The organism is Gordonia namibiensis NBRC 108229 (assembly GCF_000298235.1).
In the GTDB taxonomy this organism is placed as follows: Bacteria; Actinomycetota; Actinomycetes; order Mycobacteriales; family Mycobacteriaceae; genus Gordonia; species Gordonia namibiensis.
In genome coordinates, this window is sequence record NZ_BAHE01000020.1 from 108,448 (window position 1) to 122,110 (window position 13,663).

The 13,663-nt window shown below is 67.8% G+C and carries 14 protein-coding genes, 1 tRNA gene and 1 pseudogene; 8 read left to right on the plus strand and 8 right to left on the minus strand.

Annotated features, from left to right (window positions below; translation table 11 throughout):
- Positions 1 to 17: 17 nt before the first annotated feature.
- Positions 18 to 575: a bacterial proteasome activator family protein gene (locus GONAM_RS12505; protein WP_083876419.1), complete on the minus strand. Its 558-nt coding sequence runs from the start codon at positions 573 to 575 to the stop codon at positions 18 to 20.
- Positions 576 to 693: 118 nt separating this feature from the next.
- Here GONAM_RS12505 and GONAM_RS12510 point away from each other — a divergent pair, with 118 nt between their 5' ends.
- Complete coding sequence (locus GONAM_RS12510; protein ID WP_040536298.1) at positions 694 to 1,890, plus strand: cysteine desulfurase-like protein; 1,197 nt, start codon at positions 694 to 696, stop codon at positions 1,888 to 1,890.
- 74 nt (positions 1,891 to 1,964) lie between these two features.
- Entirely contained in the window at positions 1,965 to 2,459 is a 495-nt protein-coding gene (locus GONAM_RS12515; RefSeq protein WP_006867123.1) for a MarR family winged helix-turn-helix transcriptional regulator, read from the plus strand.
- Between the two features lie 151 nt (positions 2,460 to 2,610).
- On the opposite strand, the gene GONAM_RS12520 is transcribed toward GONAM_RS12515, so the two are convergent.
- Positions 2,611 to 3,579, minus strand: coding sequence for an NAD(P)H-quinone oxidoreductase (locus tag GONAM_RS12520; RefSeq protein ID WP_006867124.1), 969 nt, complete (start codon positions 3,577 to 3,579; stop codon positions 2,611 to 2,613).
- 97 nt (positions 3,580 to 3,676) lie between these two features.
- Here GONAM_RS12520 and GONAM_RS22765 point away from each other — a divergent pair, with 97 nt between their 5' ends.
- The 3 genes from GONAM_RS22765 to GONAM_RS12530 all read left to right on the plus strand — a co-directional run bounded on the left by GONAM_RS22765 (position 3,677) and on the right by GONAM_RS12530 (position 4,854).
- Entirely contained in the window at positions 3,677 to 3,829 is a 153-nt protein-coding gene (locus GONAM_RS22765) for a hypothetical protein (RefSeq protein ID WP_006867125.1), read from the plus strand.
- An 89-nt stretch (positions 3,830 to 3,918) separates the two neighbouring features.
- Positions 3,919 to 4,006, plus strand: a tRNA-Ser gene (locus GONAM_RS12525).
- Between the two features lie 74 nt (positions 4,007 to 4,080).
- Entirely contained in the window at positions 4,081 to 4,854 is a 774-nt protein-coding gene (locus GONAM_RS12530; RefSeq protein WP_006867126.1) for an SGNH/GDSL hydrolase family protein, read from the plus strand.
- A 38-nt stretch (positions 4,855 to 4,892) separates the two neighbouring features.
- Here GONAM_RS12530 and GONAM_RS12535 read toward each other — a convergent pair whose 3' ends face one another.
- The gene (locus GONAM_RS12535) at positions 4,893 to 5,648 is read right to left on the minus strand and encodes a dienelactone hydrolase family protein (protein ID WP_006867127.1); all 756 of its coding nucleotides are present in this window, start codon (positions 5,646 to 5,648) and stop codon (positions 4,893 to 4,895) included.
- A 207-nt stretch (positions 5,649 to 5,855) separates the two neighbouring features.
- Between GONAM_RS12535 and GONAM_RS12540 the strand changes: the two genes are divergently transcribed.
- Both GONAM_RS12540 and GONAM_RS12545 read left to right on the plus strand, forming a co-directional pair.
- Positions 5,856 to 6,785 (plus strand): exodeoxyribonuclease III, encoded by a 930-nt coding sequence (locus GONAM_RS12540; RefSeq protein WP_006867128.1) that lies wholly within the window; start codon positions 5,856 to 5,858, stop codon positions 6,783 to 6,785.
- Between the two features lie 13 nt (positions 6,786 to 6,798).
- Positions 6,799 to 8,028, plus strand: coding sequence for a multidrug effflux MFS transporter (locus GONAM_RS12545; RefSeq protein ID WP_006867129.1), 1,230 nt, complete (start codon positions 6,799 to 6,801; stop codon positions 8,026 to 8,028).
- 15 nt (positions 8,029 to 8,043) lie between these two features.
- Here GONAM_RS12545 and GONAM_RS12550 read toward each other — a convergent pair whose 3' ends face one another.
- Positions 8,044 to 8,859, minus strand: a complete 816-nt coding sequence (locus tag GONAM_RS12550) for a class I SAM-dependent methyltransferase (protein WP_006867130.1) — start codon at positions 8,857 to 8,859, stop codon at positions 8,044 to 8,046.
- 164 nt (positions 8,860 to 9,023) lie between these two features.
- On the opposite strand from GONAM_RS12550, the gene GONAM_RS12555 reads away from it, so the two are divergent.
- A complete protein-coding gene (locus GONAM_RS12555) occupies positions 9,024 to 9,698 on the plus strand; it encodes a winged helix-turn-helix transcriptional regulator (RefSeq protein ID WP_006867131.1) in 675 nt (224 codons plus the stop codon).
- A gap of 1 nt (position 9,699) precedes the next feature.
- On the opposite strand, the gene GONAM_RS12560 is transcribed toward GONAM_RS12555, so the two are convergent.
- The 4 genes and pseudogenes from GONAM_RS12560 to GONAM_RS12575 form a co-directional block, all read right to left on the minus strand.
- Positions 9,700 to 10,683 carry an alpha/beta hydrolase gene (locus GONAM_RS12560; RefSeq protein WP_006867132.1) on the minus strand — a complete coding sequence of 328 codons (984 nt, stop codon included), beginning with the start codon at positions 10,681 to 10,683 and terminating at the stop codon, positions 9,700 to 9,702.
- Between the two features lie 120 nt (positions 10,684 to 10,803).
- On the minus strand, positions 10,804 to 11,604 hold the full coding sequence (locus GONAM_RS12565; protein ID WP_006867133.1) for an ABC transporter permease subunit: 801 nt from the start codon (positions 11,602 to 11,604) through the stop codon (positions 10,804 to 10,806).
- The gene (locus tag GONAM_RS12570; RefSeq protein WP_006867134.1) at positions 11,601 to 12,515 is read right to left on the minus strand and encodes an ABC transporter ATP-binding protein; all 915 of its coding nucleotides are present in this window, start codon (positions 12,513 to 12,515) and stop codon (positions 11,601 to 11,603) included. The genes GONAM_RS12565 and GONAM_RS12570 overlap by 4 nt, the downstream gene beginning before the upstream one ends.
- Before the next feature lie 7 nt (positions 12,516 to 12,522).
- A pseudogene (locus tag GONAM_RS12575) lies at positions 12,523 to 13,621 on the minus strand (magnesium transporter CorA family protein).
- Positions 13,622 to 13,663: the final 42 nt, after the last annotated feature.

The window sequence follows — 13,663 nt, forward strand, 5'->3', positions numbered from 1 at the left end:
CGTACCCGCGCCGGGAGTCAGAGGTACTGGCCGGTGCTGTGCCCCGGACCACCGCCGGCTCCCGGCATGCCCGGGGGCAGCGCACCCTGACGCATCTGTTCGAGCTGTGCGCGGGCGGCCATCTGCTGGGCGAACAGCGCTGTCTGGATGCCGTGGAAGAGGCCTTCCAGCCAGCCGACGAGCTGGGCCTGGGCGATGCGGAGCTCGGCATCGGACGGCGTCTGCTCATCGGAGAACGGCAGTGCCAGTCGCTCGAGTTCTTCGCGCAACTCGGGTGCGAGCCCCTCTTCGAGTTCGCGGATCGACGACTCGTGGATCTCGCGCAACCGGTTACGCGAGGCCTCGTCGAGAGGTGCGGCCCGTACTTCTTCGAGGAGCTGCTTGATCATCGTGCCGATGCGCATGACCTTCGCGGGCTGCTCGACCATGTCGGCGACGCTCGTCGACTCCGACGACTCGTCGTCGGACTTCGAACCGTCCGCGCCGGCGCCCACCACGATCACGTTGTCGGAGTCACCCGCGCCGAAGGGGCCGCCGGGCATCGAACCGGGTCCTGGAGTGCCATCGATTGCCATGGCAACCATTGTGCCCATTCCGGCCGACCGACACTTCGGCGGGCGCGCAGATCGTTCGTGTGCCGGCACCCGACCGGAGGCGGTGAACGGTGAGAGCAGGGGCGTCTATCCTCGTGCCATGGCTTTCGACGTCGCCTATGTGCGTGGATTGATTCCATCGCTCGGCGACGGCTGGATTCACCTCGACCCGCAAGCGGGCATGCAGGTCCCCGATTCGGTCGCCACGGCGGTGACCACCAGCTTCCGTCATCTCGCGGCGGCCCCCGGTGGCGTGTACCCGTCGGCCCGTGCTTCCGCGGACGTCACCGACAGCGCTCGACGCGCGATTGCCGATCTCGTGGGCGGCGACGCCGCTGGAGTGGTCCTCGGCCCCTCGCGCTACTCGCTGCTGGCCTGCCTCGCCGAGGCGCTCTCCCCGCACGCCTTTCTGCGCGGCGACGTGGTGGTGACCCGGCAGGACGACGAGCCGAACATCGTCCCGTGGGTCCGCGCGGCCGAACGGTATGCCGGCCGCATCCGGTGGGCCGAGGTCGACGTCGAGAGCGGCGCGCTGCCGGCATGGCAGTTCGGTGACCTCGTCACCCCCGAGACCGAGGTCGTCGCGGTGACCCTCGCCTCGTCGACGACCGGCGCCATCACCGACATCAGTGAGATCACCCCGCTGGTCCGCGAGGCGGGCGCACTGTTCGTCGTCGACGCCACCAATGCCGCGCCCTACCTGTCGCTGGACATCCACGAACTCGGTGCCGACGTCCTGGTGGTCTCCGCCGAACGCTGGGGCGGCCCGCGCATGTCGGCGATGGTGTTCCGCGAACCCCAGGTCATCGACCGTCTACGGCTGATGTCGATGGACCCGGCCGCCAAGGGCCCGGCACGACTCGAACCGGAACCACACCAGGGGTCGATGCTCGCCGGACTGGTGGCCTCCGTCGAACACATCGCGGGCTTGGACGAGGACGGCATCGGCAAACGCCGTCGGCGTCTGGTCACGTCACTCGACGGTGTCTACGAGTACCTGCAGCGTCTGACCTATTACCTGGTGACGACGCTGACCCAGCTCAACCACGTCAACGTGGTCGGCACCGAGGAGAACCGGGTGCCGCTGGTGAGCTTCACCGTCGACGGTGTCAGCGCCGACAAGGTGGTCCGTAGGCTCGCCGACAACGGCGTGTGCGCGCTCGCCGACGTGCCCAACCGAGCGCTGGTCCGTATGGGCGCCCCCGACTTCGGCGGTGCCGTCACCGTAGGCCTCGCGCCCTATTCAACGCCGTACGAGGTCGACCACCTGGTACGTACCCTCGGTTCGTTCGCCTAGGGGCGTGTGCAGCGTTTCTGCACGTAATTCACTATCGCGCGCACAAAATTAACCACCGTGTATGTTGGCATCTTGTGTCGGGAAAACAGGAAGATCCAGCATCAGGTCCTCCACGGTCGCTCACCTCAGCCGAGGCGGAGAGCTGGCTCAATCTCGTCGACGGCGGGTGGGCCCTCTTCGCATGCGTCAACGACGAGTTCGTGAAGCGCGGAATGGCGTTGTCCGACCTGCGCATCCTCGAGGCCATCTCACAATCGCCGAAGCTGGGGGTCAGCGAGGTCGCCGACACCGTGCACATGCGGGTGAGCACGGTGTCGCGCATGATCGCGCGGCTCAATGACGTCGGCGATGTCGAACGCCTCGAGTCCAAAGCGGACGGTCGGCACCGACTCGTCCGCCTCACCGAACAAGGCCACCGAACCCTGGCCTCCCACGTCTCGCTCCGCGACCGCGTCATCCGCAGGTTCGTGGTCGACGCGATGAGCCCCGACGAGTTCGCCTGCCTCGGGACGGCATTCCGCAAGATCCGGGAGGCGGTCGACGCCGCCGAGCAACCTGCCGCCCCCTGAGGGCTCGTTGACCGTCAGCCCCCTTCGCCCACCCAATTACCGGTCGACGTCAACCCGACCGGCAGACTTCGATCGACGTCTGCCGGTCGAGTTGAGGTTCGGCGGTCGGGCTCCGAGGTGAGGGCAAGGCGACAAGCCGCGAAGGGCTCGCTCAGTCGATCGTCAGCAAGACCTTTCCGATGGCGTCGCCGCTGTTGAGGTGGTCGTGCGCGGCGGCGGCGTCGGCGAGCGGGAAGGTGCGGTCGACGACCGGCACGACCTTGCCGGATTCGATCAGCGGCCAGGTGCGGCCGACCGTCGCGGCGACCACCTCGGCCTTGCCGCCGGGTCCGTGAACGGGACGCGCACGCAGCGTCGTGCCCATCACCGACAGTCGCTTGGCGAGCAGCAGGCCGATGGGGAGTTCGGCCTTCGTGCCGCCCTGCATACCGATGATGACCAGACGACCGTCGGTGCTCAGTGCCTTGATGTTCGACGACAGGTACTTGGCGCCGATGATGTCGAGGATGACGTCGGCGCCGCCGTTCTCCTTCAGGACCGCGGCGAAATCGTCACGCGTGTAGTCGATCAGGATCTCGGCACCGTACTCGCGGCAGCGTTCGAGCTTGGCCTGGGTGCGGGCGGTGACCGCGACCCGGGCGCCCATTGCATGCGCGAGCTGCGTCGCGTGGGTGCCGATGCCGCTGGACCCGCCGTGGATCAGGAGGAGTTCGCCGGTGGTCAGTCCCGCGGTGTCGAAGATGTTCGAGGACACGGTGCAGGCGACCTCGGGCAGCGCCGCCGCCGACACCAGGTCGACCCCGCGCGGGACCTGCATCACCTGCTCGGCGGGGACGGCGACCTTCTCCGCATAACCCCCACCGGCCAGCAGGGCGCACACCTCGTCGCCCACCGCCCAGCCCGAGACCTGGTCACCGAGTGCGGAGATCTGCCCGGACACCTCGAGGCCGAGTGTCTCCGAAGCACCGGGCGGCGGCGGATAGTTCCCGGCGCGCTGGAGGATGTCGGCGCGGTTGACCCCGGCCGCGACCACGTCGATCACCACCTCACCGGCAGCCGGCGACGGGTCGGGCACGTCCTGCACGGACAGGTTCTCGGATTCGACGACGATGGCTTTCACCCTGTCGATGGTTCCACACCGACGGTCGGGCCGGTGCCGGGTCGGCGGCCGGGTCGAACCGGTGTCGCCTCGACGTCGGTAGGCGGACAATGGGCCCATGTCCACTGCGTTCTGGATCATCATCACCGTGGTTGCCATCTGCACGGTCGCCGGCGGGTTGCTGCGGATGCAGGCCTGGCTGCGGAAGCCGGCTCCACCCGAGGTGATCGAGGCGGCGCGGCGCGAGCGCGAGGCCGAGGACGACGACTGACCGGCCCGAGGTGCCCACGACCAGATGAGTGCCGGCGCGATGGGGTGGTGACGGCCGATGTCTGTGTTTCACGTACTCTTGCTGGTCAGGGAAGCGTGGCAGAGCGGCCGAATGCACTCGCCTTGAAAGCGAGCGTGGGTAAAACCACCGGGGGTTCAAATCCCTCCGCTTCCGCCAGGATCGTCGTGTCGGGCCCTCGCGAATGTGTACGTGAGGCACGACACGACCTGCGGCGTCCTAAGATCTTCGCCGTGCAGTTCTCGCGGTTCGTCGCCATCGGCGACAGTCAGACAGAGGGTCTGGGAGACCCGCACCCGGAGTACGAATTCCGCGGCTGGGCCGATCGGCTCGCCGAGCGTATGGCGGCGCTGAACCCGGATCTGCAGTACGCCAACCTGGCCATCCGCGGGAAGCGGACGCGGCAGGTCCTCGAGGATCAGCTGGAGCCGGCGCTCGCCCTCGAACCCGATCTCATCGCGGCACCGCTTGGTATGAACGACGTAATCGGCCGCTCCGACCTCGCCCAGGTCCGCGCCGATCTGGACACGATCTATCGCCGACTCGCGGAATCGGATGCCACGGTGATCGTCTCGACCTTCCCGAACATCGTCCGCACCATCCCGTTTGCCGCCCGCAAGGAACACCGGTTGCTGGAGCTGAACGAGATGAATCGCGAGTTCGCCGCGACTTACGGGTTCCTTCTGGTCGACCTCCACGCCGCGCCGGTGCTGACGGACCCACGGTCGTGGTCGTCGGACCGCCTGCACGCCTCGCCGTTCGGACACGAGCGGTTCGCCGACGCCGCAGCGCATGCTCTCGGTCTGCCCGACGCCACCGACGACTGGGGCAATCCGCTGCCACCTGCGCCGGTTCCGCATCCGGTGGCGGCCCTCGTCCGCGACACCCGGTGGGCGGTCGAGTTCTTCACGCCGTGGCTGATCCGCAAGCTCCGCGGGGTCTCCCTCGGCGACGGCCGCGAGCCCAAGAGGCCGTCACTGACCCCGATCGTCCTGCGCGACCACTGAGCCCTGCAACGGGCTCCGACGTGGTTGGTGCGCCACGGTCATTGCGGCAGTGCAACTCCCAGATGCCGAGCGAAGAAGCGGCCGGCATCCTCGCCCGCGTGCGGCGGAATCCCGGTGTGCCCGCCCATGTTCGCCTGCAGGGTCTTCTCCTGTGAGCCGAGGGCATCGAACAGTTCGAGGGCTCGTTGACGGTCGTTCCAGGCATCGTCCCACTGCATCAGGACGTGCACCGGGACGTCGACCTTGCGGGCCTCCTGCAGTGTGGCGCGCGGTAGGTAGCTGCCGGCGAAGAGTCCGAGGGCGGCGATACGCGGCTCGACCAGGGTGAGGCGCACGCCGATCGCGGTCACACCACCCGAGTAACCGACCGGGCCGTCGACGTCGGGGAGAGTGAGCAGCGCGTCGATGGTCGCCTGCAGCTCCGGCACCGCCCTGTCGACGATCGGGAGCACGAGCCGGTCGATGATGTCCTCGGTGACCGGTCGCCCGGACGCCAGGGCAGCGCGGAGTTCGGTGCGGGCATGATCGACGTCGGGTAGCGGGTCCCGGTCACCGCTGCCGGGGAGTTCGATCGCCGCAGTCGCGAATCCGCTGGCTGCGGCGCTACGTGCCCTGGCCACGAGTCGGGGATGCATGCTCTGCAACCCGCCCGGGTGGCCGGCGAGGATGAGTGGAGCAGGTGTCGTGGGAGGCGTCCACAGCGTTCCGGGGATGCCGTCGATGACGAAGTCGCGTTCGAGGACGCCGTCGTCGAGGCGTCGTTCGGTGGTGAAATGTGCGGGGGAGAATGGCATGGTTCCGTCCTCGGGAGTGCTCGTCTGCGGCGCTCCCGGACGACCTATCGCCCGACCGTGACCCCTGCGAGGAGCACCCACGTCGAATCCTTCACGGGTACCACCTCCTCGTTCTCGGCACAGTCTCCGGCCAGCATAACCCCGCGCACCCGTGGTTGGTGTCGGCCCGCGCGTGCCACTAACTTGAACGCGAGTGAGAGGTGTTCCATGAGTATCGACGGATTCACCGTTGCGTCGTTCAACGTCAACGGGATTCGGGCGGCGCGTCGACGCGGTTTCGACGATTGGCTGGCGCAGCGCAATCCCGATGTGGTGGGTCTGCAGGAGTTGCGGTGCGGAATCGACGACGTCGGAGAGTTCGCCGGCTACACCGCTGCCGTCGACGTCGGCACCATCCCAGGCCGGAACGGCGTCGCGATCCTGACCCGCAGCGCACCCGCCGCGGTGCGTACCTGGCTGACGCATCCACCGAAAGCGCGCGGCCTGAACGCCTTCGCGCTCGAAGGACGGTACGTCGAGGTCGACCTCGCGGACCGGCCGCTCACCGTCGCCAACATCTATCTACCCAAGGGTGGCCTGCCCGCGGAGCTGCAGCGGCCGGGGTCGATGCGCGAGAAGCCCGACGGCGGTGCCAAACACGCACGCAAACAACGGTTCCTGGCGGCGTTCGCCCGCGAGCTGCAGCGCAACCGACTGGAGGCACGACGCGCCGGGCGGGAGTTCCTGCTCCTCGGCGACCTCAACGTCGCCCACCTCGAACACGACGTCACCAACTGGCGCGCGGCTCGCAAGATGGAAGGGTTTCTGCCCGAGGAACGGGAATGGTTCGGGGAGATCACCGGACCGCGCCGCCTCGTCGACGTGGTGCGCGCACTCCACGGCGACCGCCCCGGGCCGCTGACCTGGTGGAGCTGGGCAGGGGAGTCCTTCGTCAAGGACGTCGGCTGGCGCATCGACCACCATCTCGCGACGCCCGGGCTCGCGCGTCGGGCGCGATGGGTCGAGGTCGACAAGGAACCGGCGCCCGATGTCCGGCTCTCCGACCATGCGCCCCTCGTCGTGGAATACGCCGAGGTCGACGACGTGCAGCCGGCGTCCTCGGGCGGTCTGGCCCCCGCAGGTCCTCAGCTCGGCTGATAATCTCCCGCCGGTGACGAGCTCTGCACCGACCACCCGCGACGGACTGGGCGCGCGCCTGCTGTTCACCCTGGCGCTCCTGTCGGCGACCGCACCGATCGCGACCGACCTGTACCTGCCGTCGTTCATCGAGGTCCAGAACGCGTTGCACACAGACGCCACGCATGTGCAGCTGACGCTGACCGCGTTCCTGATCGGTGTGGGCGTGGGCCAGGTCATCTGGGGACCGATCTCGGACCGGTTCGGTCGGCGACTCCCGCTCGTCATCGGCTCGGCCGGTGCGGTCATCGCCGGTGTGGTGGTGGTCGCGGCGCCGAACATCGAGGTGCTGATCGGTGCCCGATTCGTGCAGGCGCTCGCGGCGGCATCGGGAATGGTGATCGCCCGCGCGGTGATCGCCGACCTCCTCCGCGGCTTCGCCGGTGCCCGGTCGATGACGCTGATGATGAGCATCCAGAGTCTCGCGCCGGTCGTCGCACCGCTCGTGGGAGGCGTTCTGGCGGGCCATGTTCCGTGGCGCGGCATCCTCGCGGTGATCCTGGCGACCGCAGTGCTGCAGCTGATCGGCGCGGTCACCTCGGTGCCGGAGACCCTGCCGCAGGCGAGTCGCGCACCACGACTTCGGTTCGGGGACCTGCTCGGTCGGTTGAGGCGCCCGGCATTCATGGCCTACGTGCTGACGCAGGCCTTCGCGTTCGGGGCACTGATGGCGTACATCTCCAGCTCGTCGTTCGTCTACCAGAACGTCATCGGGACGTCGGAGCTGGTGTACGGCTGCGCCTTTGCGGCCAATGCCCTCGGAATGATGGGCGGCGGACTGATCTCGTCGAGGCTGGCGCGTCGGCAGATCCACCCCGCGACGACCATCAAGTGCAGCCTGCCCGTACTGATCCTCGCCGCATTCGGGGTGCTCGGCGCAGCGGTGTCGCCGGTGCCCGCCCTGCTCGTCGTCCCGTTGTTCGTGCTCGCGACGGCGATCGGCTTCATCTTCGGCAATGCGGCCGCTCTTGCGATGGAACATACCCACGACGCCGCCGGCGCCGGCAGTGCCCTGCTCGGCGGGATCATGTTCCTCGTCGGCGGAGCGCTGTCCCCGCTCGGCGGCCTCGCCGGTGACGACACCGCGGTCCCGATGGCCTGCATCATGATCGCCTCGTCGATCCTTGCGGCCGTCTGCTTCACGATCGCCCGGCGGTACGTCGTCCGCAACCCGGAATCCGAGGCAGCGTTCGCGAACGCTTGAGCCGAGCCGGAGGGTTCACACGACGGTGAGCACCGCCTGCAGATACTCCCACTCCATGTGGCCGTCGGTGATGTACCGGTCGGCGAGCTCGGCGATGGCGGTGTCGAGTGCGGCGACCCGGGTCGGGTCGTCGGCGATGTTGCGGAAGGTCACGATCGTCGGGCCGTAGTGCGCCTTGAAGAAGTCCCGGAAGGCGGCGCCGTCGGGGAACTCATCGATCCTCACGGTAGTGGTGGTGAACCGGTGATCGGTCACGCAGCCGTCGAACAGGGATCGCACGTGGTCGGTGCTGCCCCAGAGCGGGCCGGGCTGTGCACCGGGAGGCGGTGGCGGTGCGTATGGCTTCATGACACCGAACAACTCGCCGATGAAACCGGTTGGCGTCCAGTTGATCAGGCCGATCCGTCCGCCGGGTCGGACGACGCGGACGAGTTCATCGGCGCACTTCTGGTGGTTCGGCGCAAACATGACGCCGACGCAGGAGGTCGCGATGTCGAAGTCGTCCTCATCGAACGGGAGATCCTCGGCATCAGCGGTGCGCCAGGTGATGCCGAGATCCTTGTGCCGTGCCTCGCCGGTCTCCAACAGCTCGGGCGTCAGATCAGTGGCGACGACGTGACCGCCGGCCCGGGCCGCGGGAACCGCGACGTTGCCGGCACCGGCCGCGACGTCGAGGACCTTCTCGCCGGTCTGGATGTGCAAGGCGTCGACGAGGCGCCTGCCCAGAGGCGCGATCAGATCGGCGACGGCGGGGTAGTCACCCGCCGCCCACAGCTTGCGGTGCTTGGCCTTGATCTCGGCGTCGAACGGGGTGGGGTGGATCGTGGTCATGGTGAATCCTCGTGCTCGTGGTGTCTTCGGACATCTCGAGCTTCCGCCGTCCCGGCCACTTCTCTCCAGACCAACATCTGTACCGGAGCCGGTTCACATTCTGTACTGGTCAACGGGGTGCGGTGGGTGTGTACTTGGAGTCGACGACGTGAGGGAGGATTGCGATGACGTCGTACGGACAGTTCTGCCCCGTTGCGAAGGCGATGGAGTTGCTCGACGAACGCTGGACGATTCTGATAATTCGCGAAATGCTCCTGGGGAGTAGGCATTTCAACGAACTTCGACGCGGGGTGCCGAAGATGTCATCGGCGCTCCTGACCAAGCGATTACGCAGTCTGGAACGCGCCGGGGTGGTCCGCAGATCGGAGGTCGGTGGTCGTTCGGTGTACACCCTGACGGCCATGGGGCAAGGACTCATGCCGGTGGTGGATGCGCTGAGCGAGTGGGGAATTCGCTGGGTCGGTGAGCTCGGCGACGCCGACCTCGATCCTCACCTGCTGATGTGGGACATGCGACGGACCATTCCGATCGACCGCTGGCCGCGTCGAAGGACCATGGTGCAGTTCGTCTTTCGCGATGTGATCGGCAAGTCGCGATCCTGGTGGCTGGTCGTGTCGGCCGGCGACGCCCAGGTATGCGACTTCGACCCGGGGTACGAGGTGGACGCAACGGTCGAAACGGACCTGCGGACTCTCACCGAGATCTGGCGCGGAGACACCGACTGGCGCTGTGCGCTCACCGAGAGCCGTGTCGACATCCACGCGCTCGCCGACGTCGCCCGCGAGATCCCGTCATGGATCGGGCAGGGCCTCTCGGCGGCCATCCCGCGTCCCGCGTGAATCAGCGCAGTCCGACCGACCGCATCAGGATCGGCCAGGAGACAGCCAGCTCGTCCTTCCAGTAGCCCCACTTGTGGGTGCCGCTGGGTCGCAGGTTGGAGGTGTACGGGATGCCGAGGCGCTTCAGGCGATTGCTCATCTGCCCGGTGCAGGTCCAGCTGCCGAACTCGCCGATCATGCCCTGGAGGGTCTCGTCGATCGGGTCGGCGAGCAGGTTGTTGTACTTCCCGGGTAGACCGTTGCCCGACGACATGTAGATGGTCTTGCCGCGCAGCTTCTCCGCGTTGACGTAGGGATCGTGGGCGCTCCACTCGGGGTCGCCCATCGGGCCCCACATGTTGTCCGCGTTACCGCCGCCGCGGCTCACGTCCCACCGGGTGAGCAGCTGGTTCTGGGGGCTCGAGATGTTGGCGCAGTCGCTGTAACCGGCCACCCCGCTGTAGAGCGCCGGGCGGCGTGTGGCGAGTGTGAGGGCAGCGACCCCGCCCATCGACGCCCCGGCGATGGCGTTGCGACCGTTGCCGCCGTATTCCCCGTCGATCAGCGGGGGTAGCTCCTCGGTCAGGAACGTCTCGTACATGTACTTCTTGCCGACGCCGGGATCGACTGCGCGCCAGTCGGTGTAATAACTGTGCGGATCGCCGACCGGCGTCACGACGTTGAGCTTCTCGCCGGCGGCCAACTGCTGCAAATTCGTCATCGCGTACCAGCCGGACTCCTCGTCGTGCGCTTCGGCGCCGTCGAGCATGTACAGCGTCGGCCGCTTGGCGTCCCCGGCCGCATGCTGGACGTCGACGGTGATCTCGCGACCCATCGACGGCGACCAGATCTGCAGGCGCTCACGGCCGTCGAAGGCGGCCGAGGAGACGATGCGAGCGGTGTTGTCGTCGGCGACGGCGGACGGGACTCCCGGGGTGAGTACAAGCGCGACGAGCAACGTTCCGACCGCGGCAAGTACTCCGGTCACCGTGCGGTGTCGTCGCATGCGGCAGCCCCTGTCCTCGGTCGGTCGATCCGTCGAGTATGGGGCAGGTGTGACGGAAGGGGCAGGTGTTGTGATCGGATCGCAACGACGGGCATCAAATGCGCCCCGCCGCAGCCACAGCTAGGCGATGTCGCGACGCAGCGTCGTGTACCGGCCGATCAGCGCGGACACGGCGATGTAGGCGAGCATCACGAGAGCGCCGGCCCACTGCGGGAGCAGATCCCCGGCACCTTCACCCATACTGGCGTAGAAACTCGTGCCGACCAGGGCGTCGGCCGCCGAGCCGGGTAGGAACTTCGAGACCGATGCGGTGGCGTCGAACGCTGCCAGGGCGAGTCGGGCGATCGGCTCGACGAGCTGGGTGAACGCCAGCAAGATGACGATCGCGGCCACCTGGTTGGAGACCACCGCGCCGAAGGCGACGCCCAGCGCCGTCCACAGCACCATCACGAGCATCGACAGGACGATGACCTCGATGGTCGACGCGTCGCCGAGATACGCGCCGTCGCCGACCAGGGTGAGGAGCGGGGCGGCCGTCGCCACGACCGCGAGTGTGCCGAGGATGCCGTACAGCGCGCCGATCGGGATACCCGCGATCAGCTTGGCCAGCAACAGGACTCCGCGTCGTGGCTCCACCAGGAGGCTGGCGGTGATGGTCTTGTGGCGGAACTCGCCCGTCATCGCCAGACTGCCGATGACGAGCGCGAAGACGTAACCGATCGGTGAGGTCAGCGCGTAGATCGAACGGGCGAGGTCGCCGCCGGAGAGCAACACCGGCTGGTTCATCGCGCTCTCGGAGTTCAGCGAAAAGGCAAGCACCGCACCGATGAAGGCCAGATACCCGACCATCGCGACGAGCAGCACCCACCACATCCGGGTCGAGACGAACTTGCGGTATTCCGCGACCAGCGCCGCCCTCATCGCACAGCTCCCATCGACGGCGTGGCCGAACCGGTCAGCTGCAGGAAGACGGTCTCGAGATCGGCTCCGGCGTCGGCGAGTTCGTGCAGCTCGATGCCGGCACCGAAGGCCGCGGAGCCGACGGTGGCGGTGTCGACGCCGTGGACGCGGAAACCTCCGGGGGCGTCCTCGATCTGCCAGTTGCGCTCGCGCGCCAGTGCCACGAACGACGCGGGGCTCGGGGTGCGGACCCCGACCGCGTGGACGGCCAGGCCCTCGAAGTCGGTCAGCGTCGACGCGCGGATCAGCCGGCCGTTGCCGATGACCACCACATCGTCGACCGTGCTACGCACCTCTGCCAGAACATGACTGGACAACAACACCGTCCGCCCCTCGCGGGCCAGCGACCGCAGCAGCCCGCGCAGCCAGACGATGCCCTGTGGATCGAGACCGTTCGCCGGCTCGTCGAGAATGATGACGCGGGGATCGCCGAGCAGCGCCGTCGCCAGGCCCAGCCGCTGCCGCATCCCCATCGAGTAGCCGCCGACTCGGCGATCTGCAGCCGCGGTCAGTCCCACGTAGTCGAGGACCTCTTTGCACCGGGCCTTCGAGACACCCACCTGCGGTGCGAGCGCGGTGAGATGGCCGAGCCCCGTGCGGCCCGGGTGGAAGCTCGACGCCTCCAATGCTGCCCCGACCTCCTGTGCGGGACGGCGGATCTGCCGGTATGGGCGGTCGCCGATGAGCGCGCGTCCCGCTGTCGGCTCGACGAGCCCCAACAGCATCCGGAGCGTGGTCGTCTTGCCCGAACCGTTCGGACCGAGGAAACCGGTCACGCGCCCCGGCGCGACCGTGAAGGACAGATCGTCGACCGCGGTGACCGCGCCGAAGCGCTTGGTCAATCCATCGATCGTGATGGCAGGGGAGTTCAACGTCGTGTCACAACCAATCGCGGCGTCGGAAGGAGATGTAGAGACCCAGCACGACAACAACTATCAAACAGATGCTCATGATGAAACCGGCGTTGTCGAGATACCCCGGGAACAGCACGTTCTGTCCGTAGAAACCGGTGATCGCGGTCGGTACCGCGATGATCGCGGCCCAGGCGGTCAGCTTCTTCATCACGGTGTTCAGCCGCGCGTCGGCGAGTGTCAGGCTCGTCTCGAAGACGGTGGTGATCATGTCCCGCAACGACTCCGTCCACTCGGTCGCGCGCAGGGCGTGGTCGTAGAGATCGGAGAAGTGGGGGGTCGAGTTCGGGCGGCGCGTGGTTCTCGAGACGACGCCGCTGGATGCCGGCGATCACCTCACGCATCGGCAGGACCACCCGTCGCAGCACGACGAGGTCTTTGCGCAGATCGTAGGTGCGGCGCTGGAGCTCCCGGCCCGGGACGCGCTCGTCGAAGAGCAGCGCCTCGAGGTCCTCGATCTCGTCGTCGAGCCGCTGCACAGCATCGAAATGCCCATCGACGACGACATCGAGTAGGCCGTGGACGAGCGCGCCCATGCCGTATTGCATCGCGCCGCTCTCCGCCCAGCGGCGGACGACCTCGTCCATGTCGAAGTCCGGCGTCGGGCGCACGGTGATCAGGACGTTCCGTTTGATGAAGATCGAGATCCGGTGGAGGTCGAACATCCGGGCGCGGCCGTTCGCCGACGGTCCGAAGTTCGTCGTGGGCTGGTCGTCCGCGACATCGTCGGCCTCGGTCTGACCGGCGTCGCCGTCGTGCAGGGCGATCGCGTAGACCATGACGAACGTGTGGCCGGAGTACATCACCGTCTTCACGCGTTCGGCCGCCGCCACGGTGTCCTCCACCGCGAAGGGATCGAGGTCGAGTTCGGAAGCGACCCTCGACAGGGTCTCGTGGGTCGGGCACTCGAGGTCGGCCCAGATGAGGGTGTCGGGATCGTCGGCATCGAGACAGTCCGAGATCGCGTCGATGTCGAAGCCGTCCACGGCTTCGCCGCCGCGCCACAGCTGGCCGCGTACCCGCTCGTTCGCGTGCTGTCCGGTGTCGGCCTCGGCGGAATCGGTCATGCCCACATCGTGTCAGCCCGGCCACTCGCGTGAGCCCAGGTG

Coding starts and splice junctions, on each gene's coding strand:
- GONAM_RS12505 (WP_083876419.1), bottom strand. CDS start 575: ATGGCAATCGATGGCACTCCAGGACCCGGTTCGATGCCCGGCGGCCCC.
- GONAM_RS12510 (WP_040536298.1), top strand. CDS start 694: ATGGCTTTCGACGTCGCCTATGTGCGTGGATTGATTCCATCGCTCGGC.
- GONAM_RS22765 (WP_006867125.1), top strand. CDS start 3,677: ATGTCCACTGCGTTCTGGATCATCATCACCGTGGTTGCCATCTGCACG.
- GONAM_RS12535 (WP_006867127.1), bottom strand. CDS start 5,648: ATGCCATTCTCCCCCGCACATTTCACCACCGAACGACGCCTCGACGAC.
- GONAM_RS12540 (WP_006867128.1), top strand. CDS start 5,856: ATGAGTATCGACGGATTCACCGTTGCGTCGTTCAACGTCAACGGGATT.
- GONAM_RS12550 (WP_006867130.1), bottom strand. CDS start 8,859: ATGACCACGATCCACCCCACCCCGTTCGACGCCGAGATCAAGGCCAAG.
- GONAM_RS12555 (WP_006867131.1), top strand. CDS start 9,024: ATGACGTCGTACGGACAGTTCTGCCCCGTTGCGAAGGCGATGGAGTTG.
- GONAM_RS12560 (WP_006867132.1), bottom strand. CDS start 10,683: ATGCGACGACACCGCACGGTGACCGGAGTACTTGCCGCGGTCGGAACG.
- GONAM_RS12565 (WP_006867133.1), bottom strand. CDS start 11,604: ATGAGGGCGGCGCTGGTCGCGGAATACCGCAAGTTCGTCTCGACCCGG.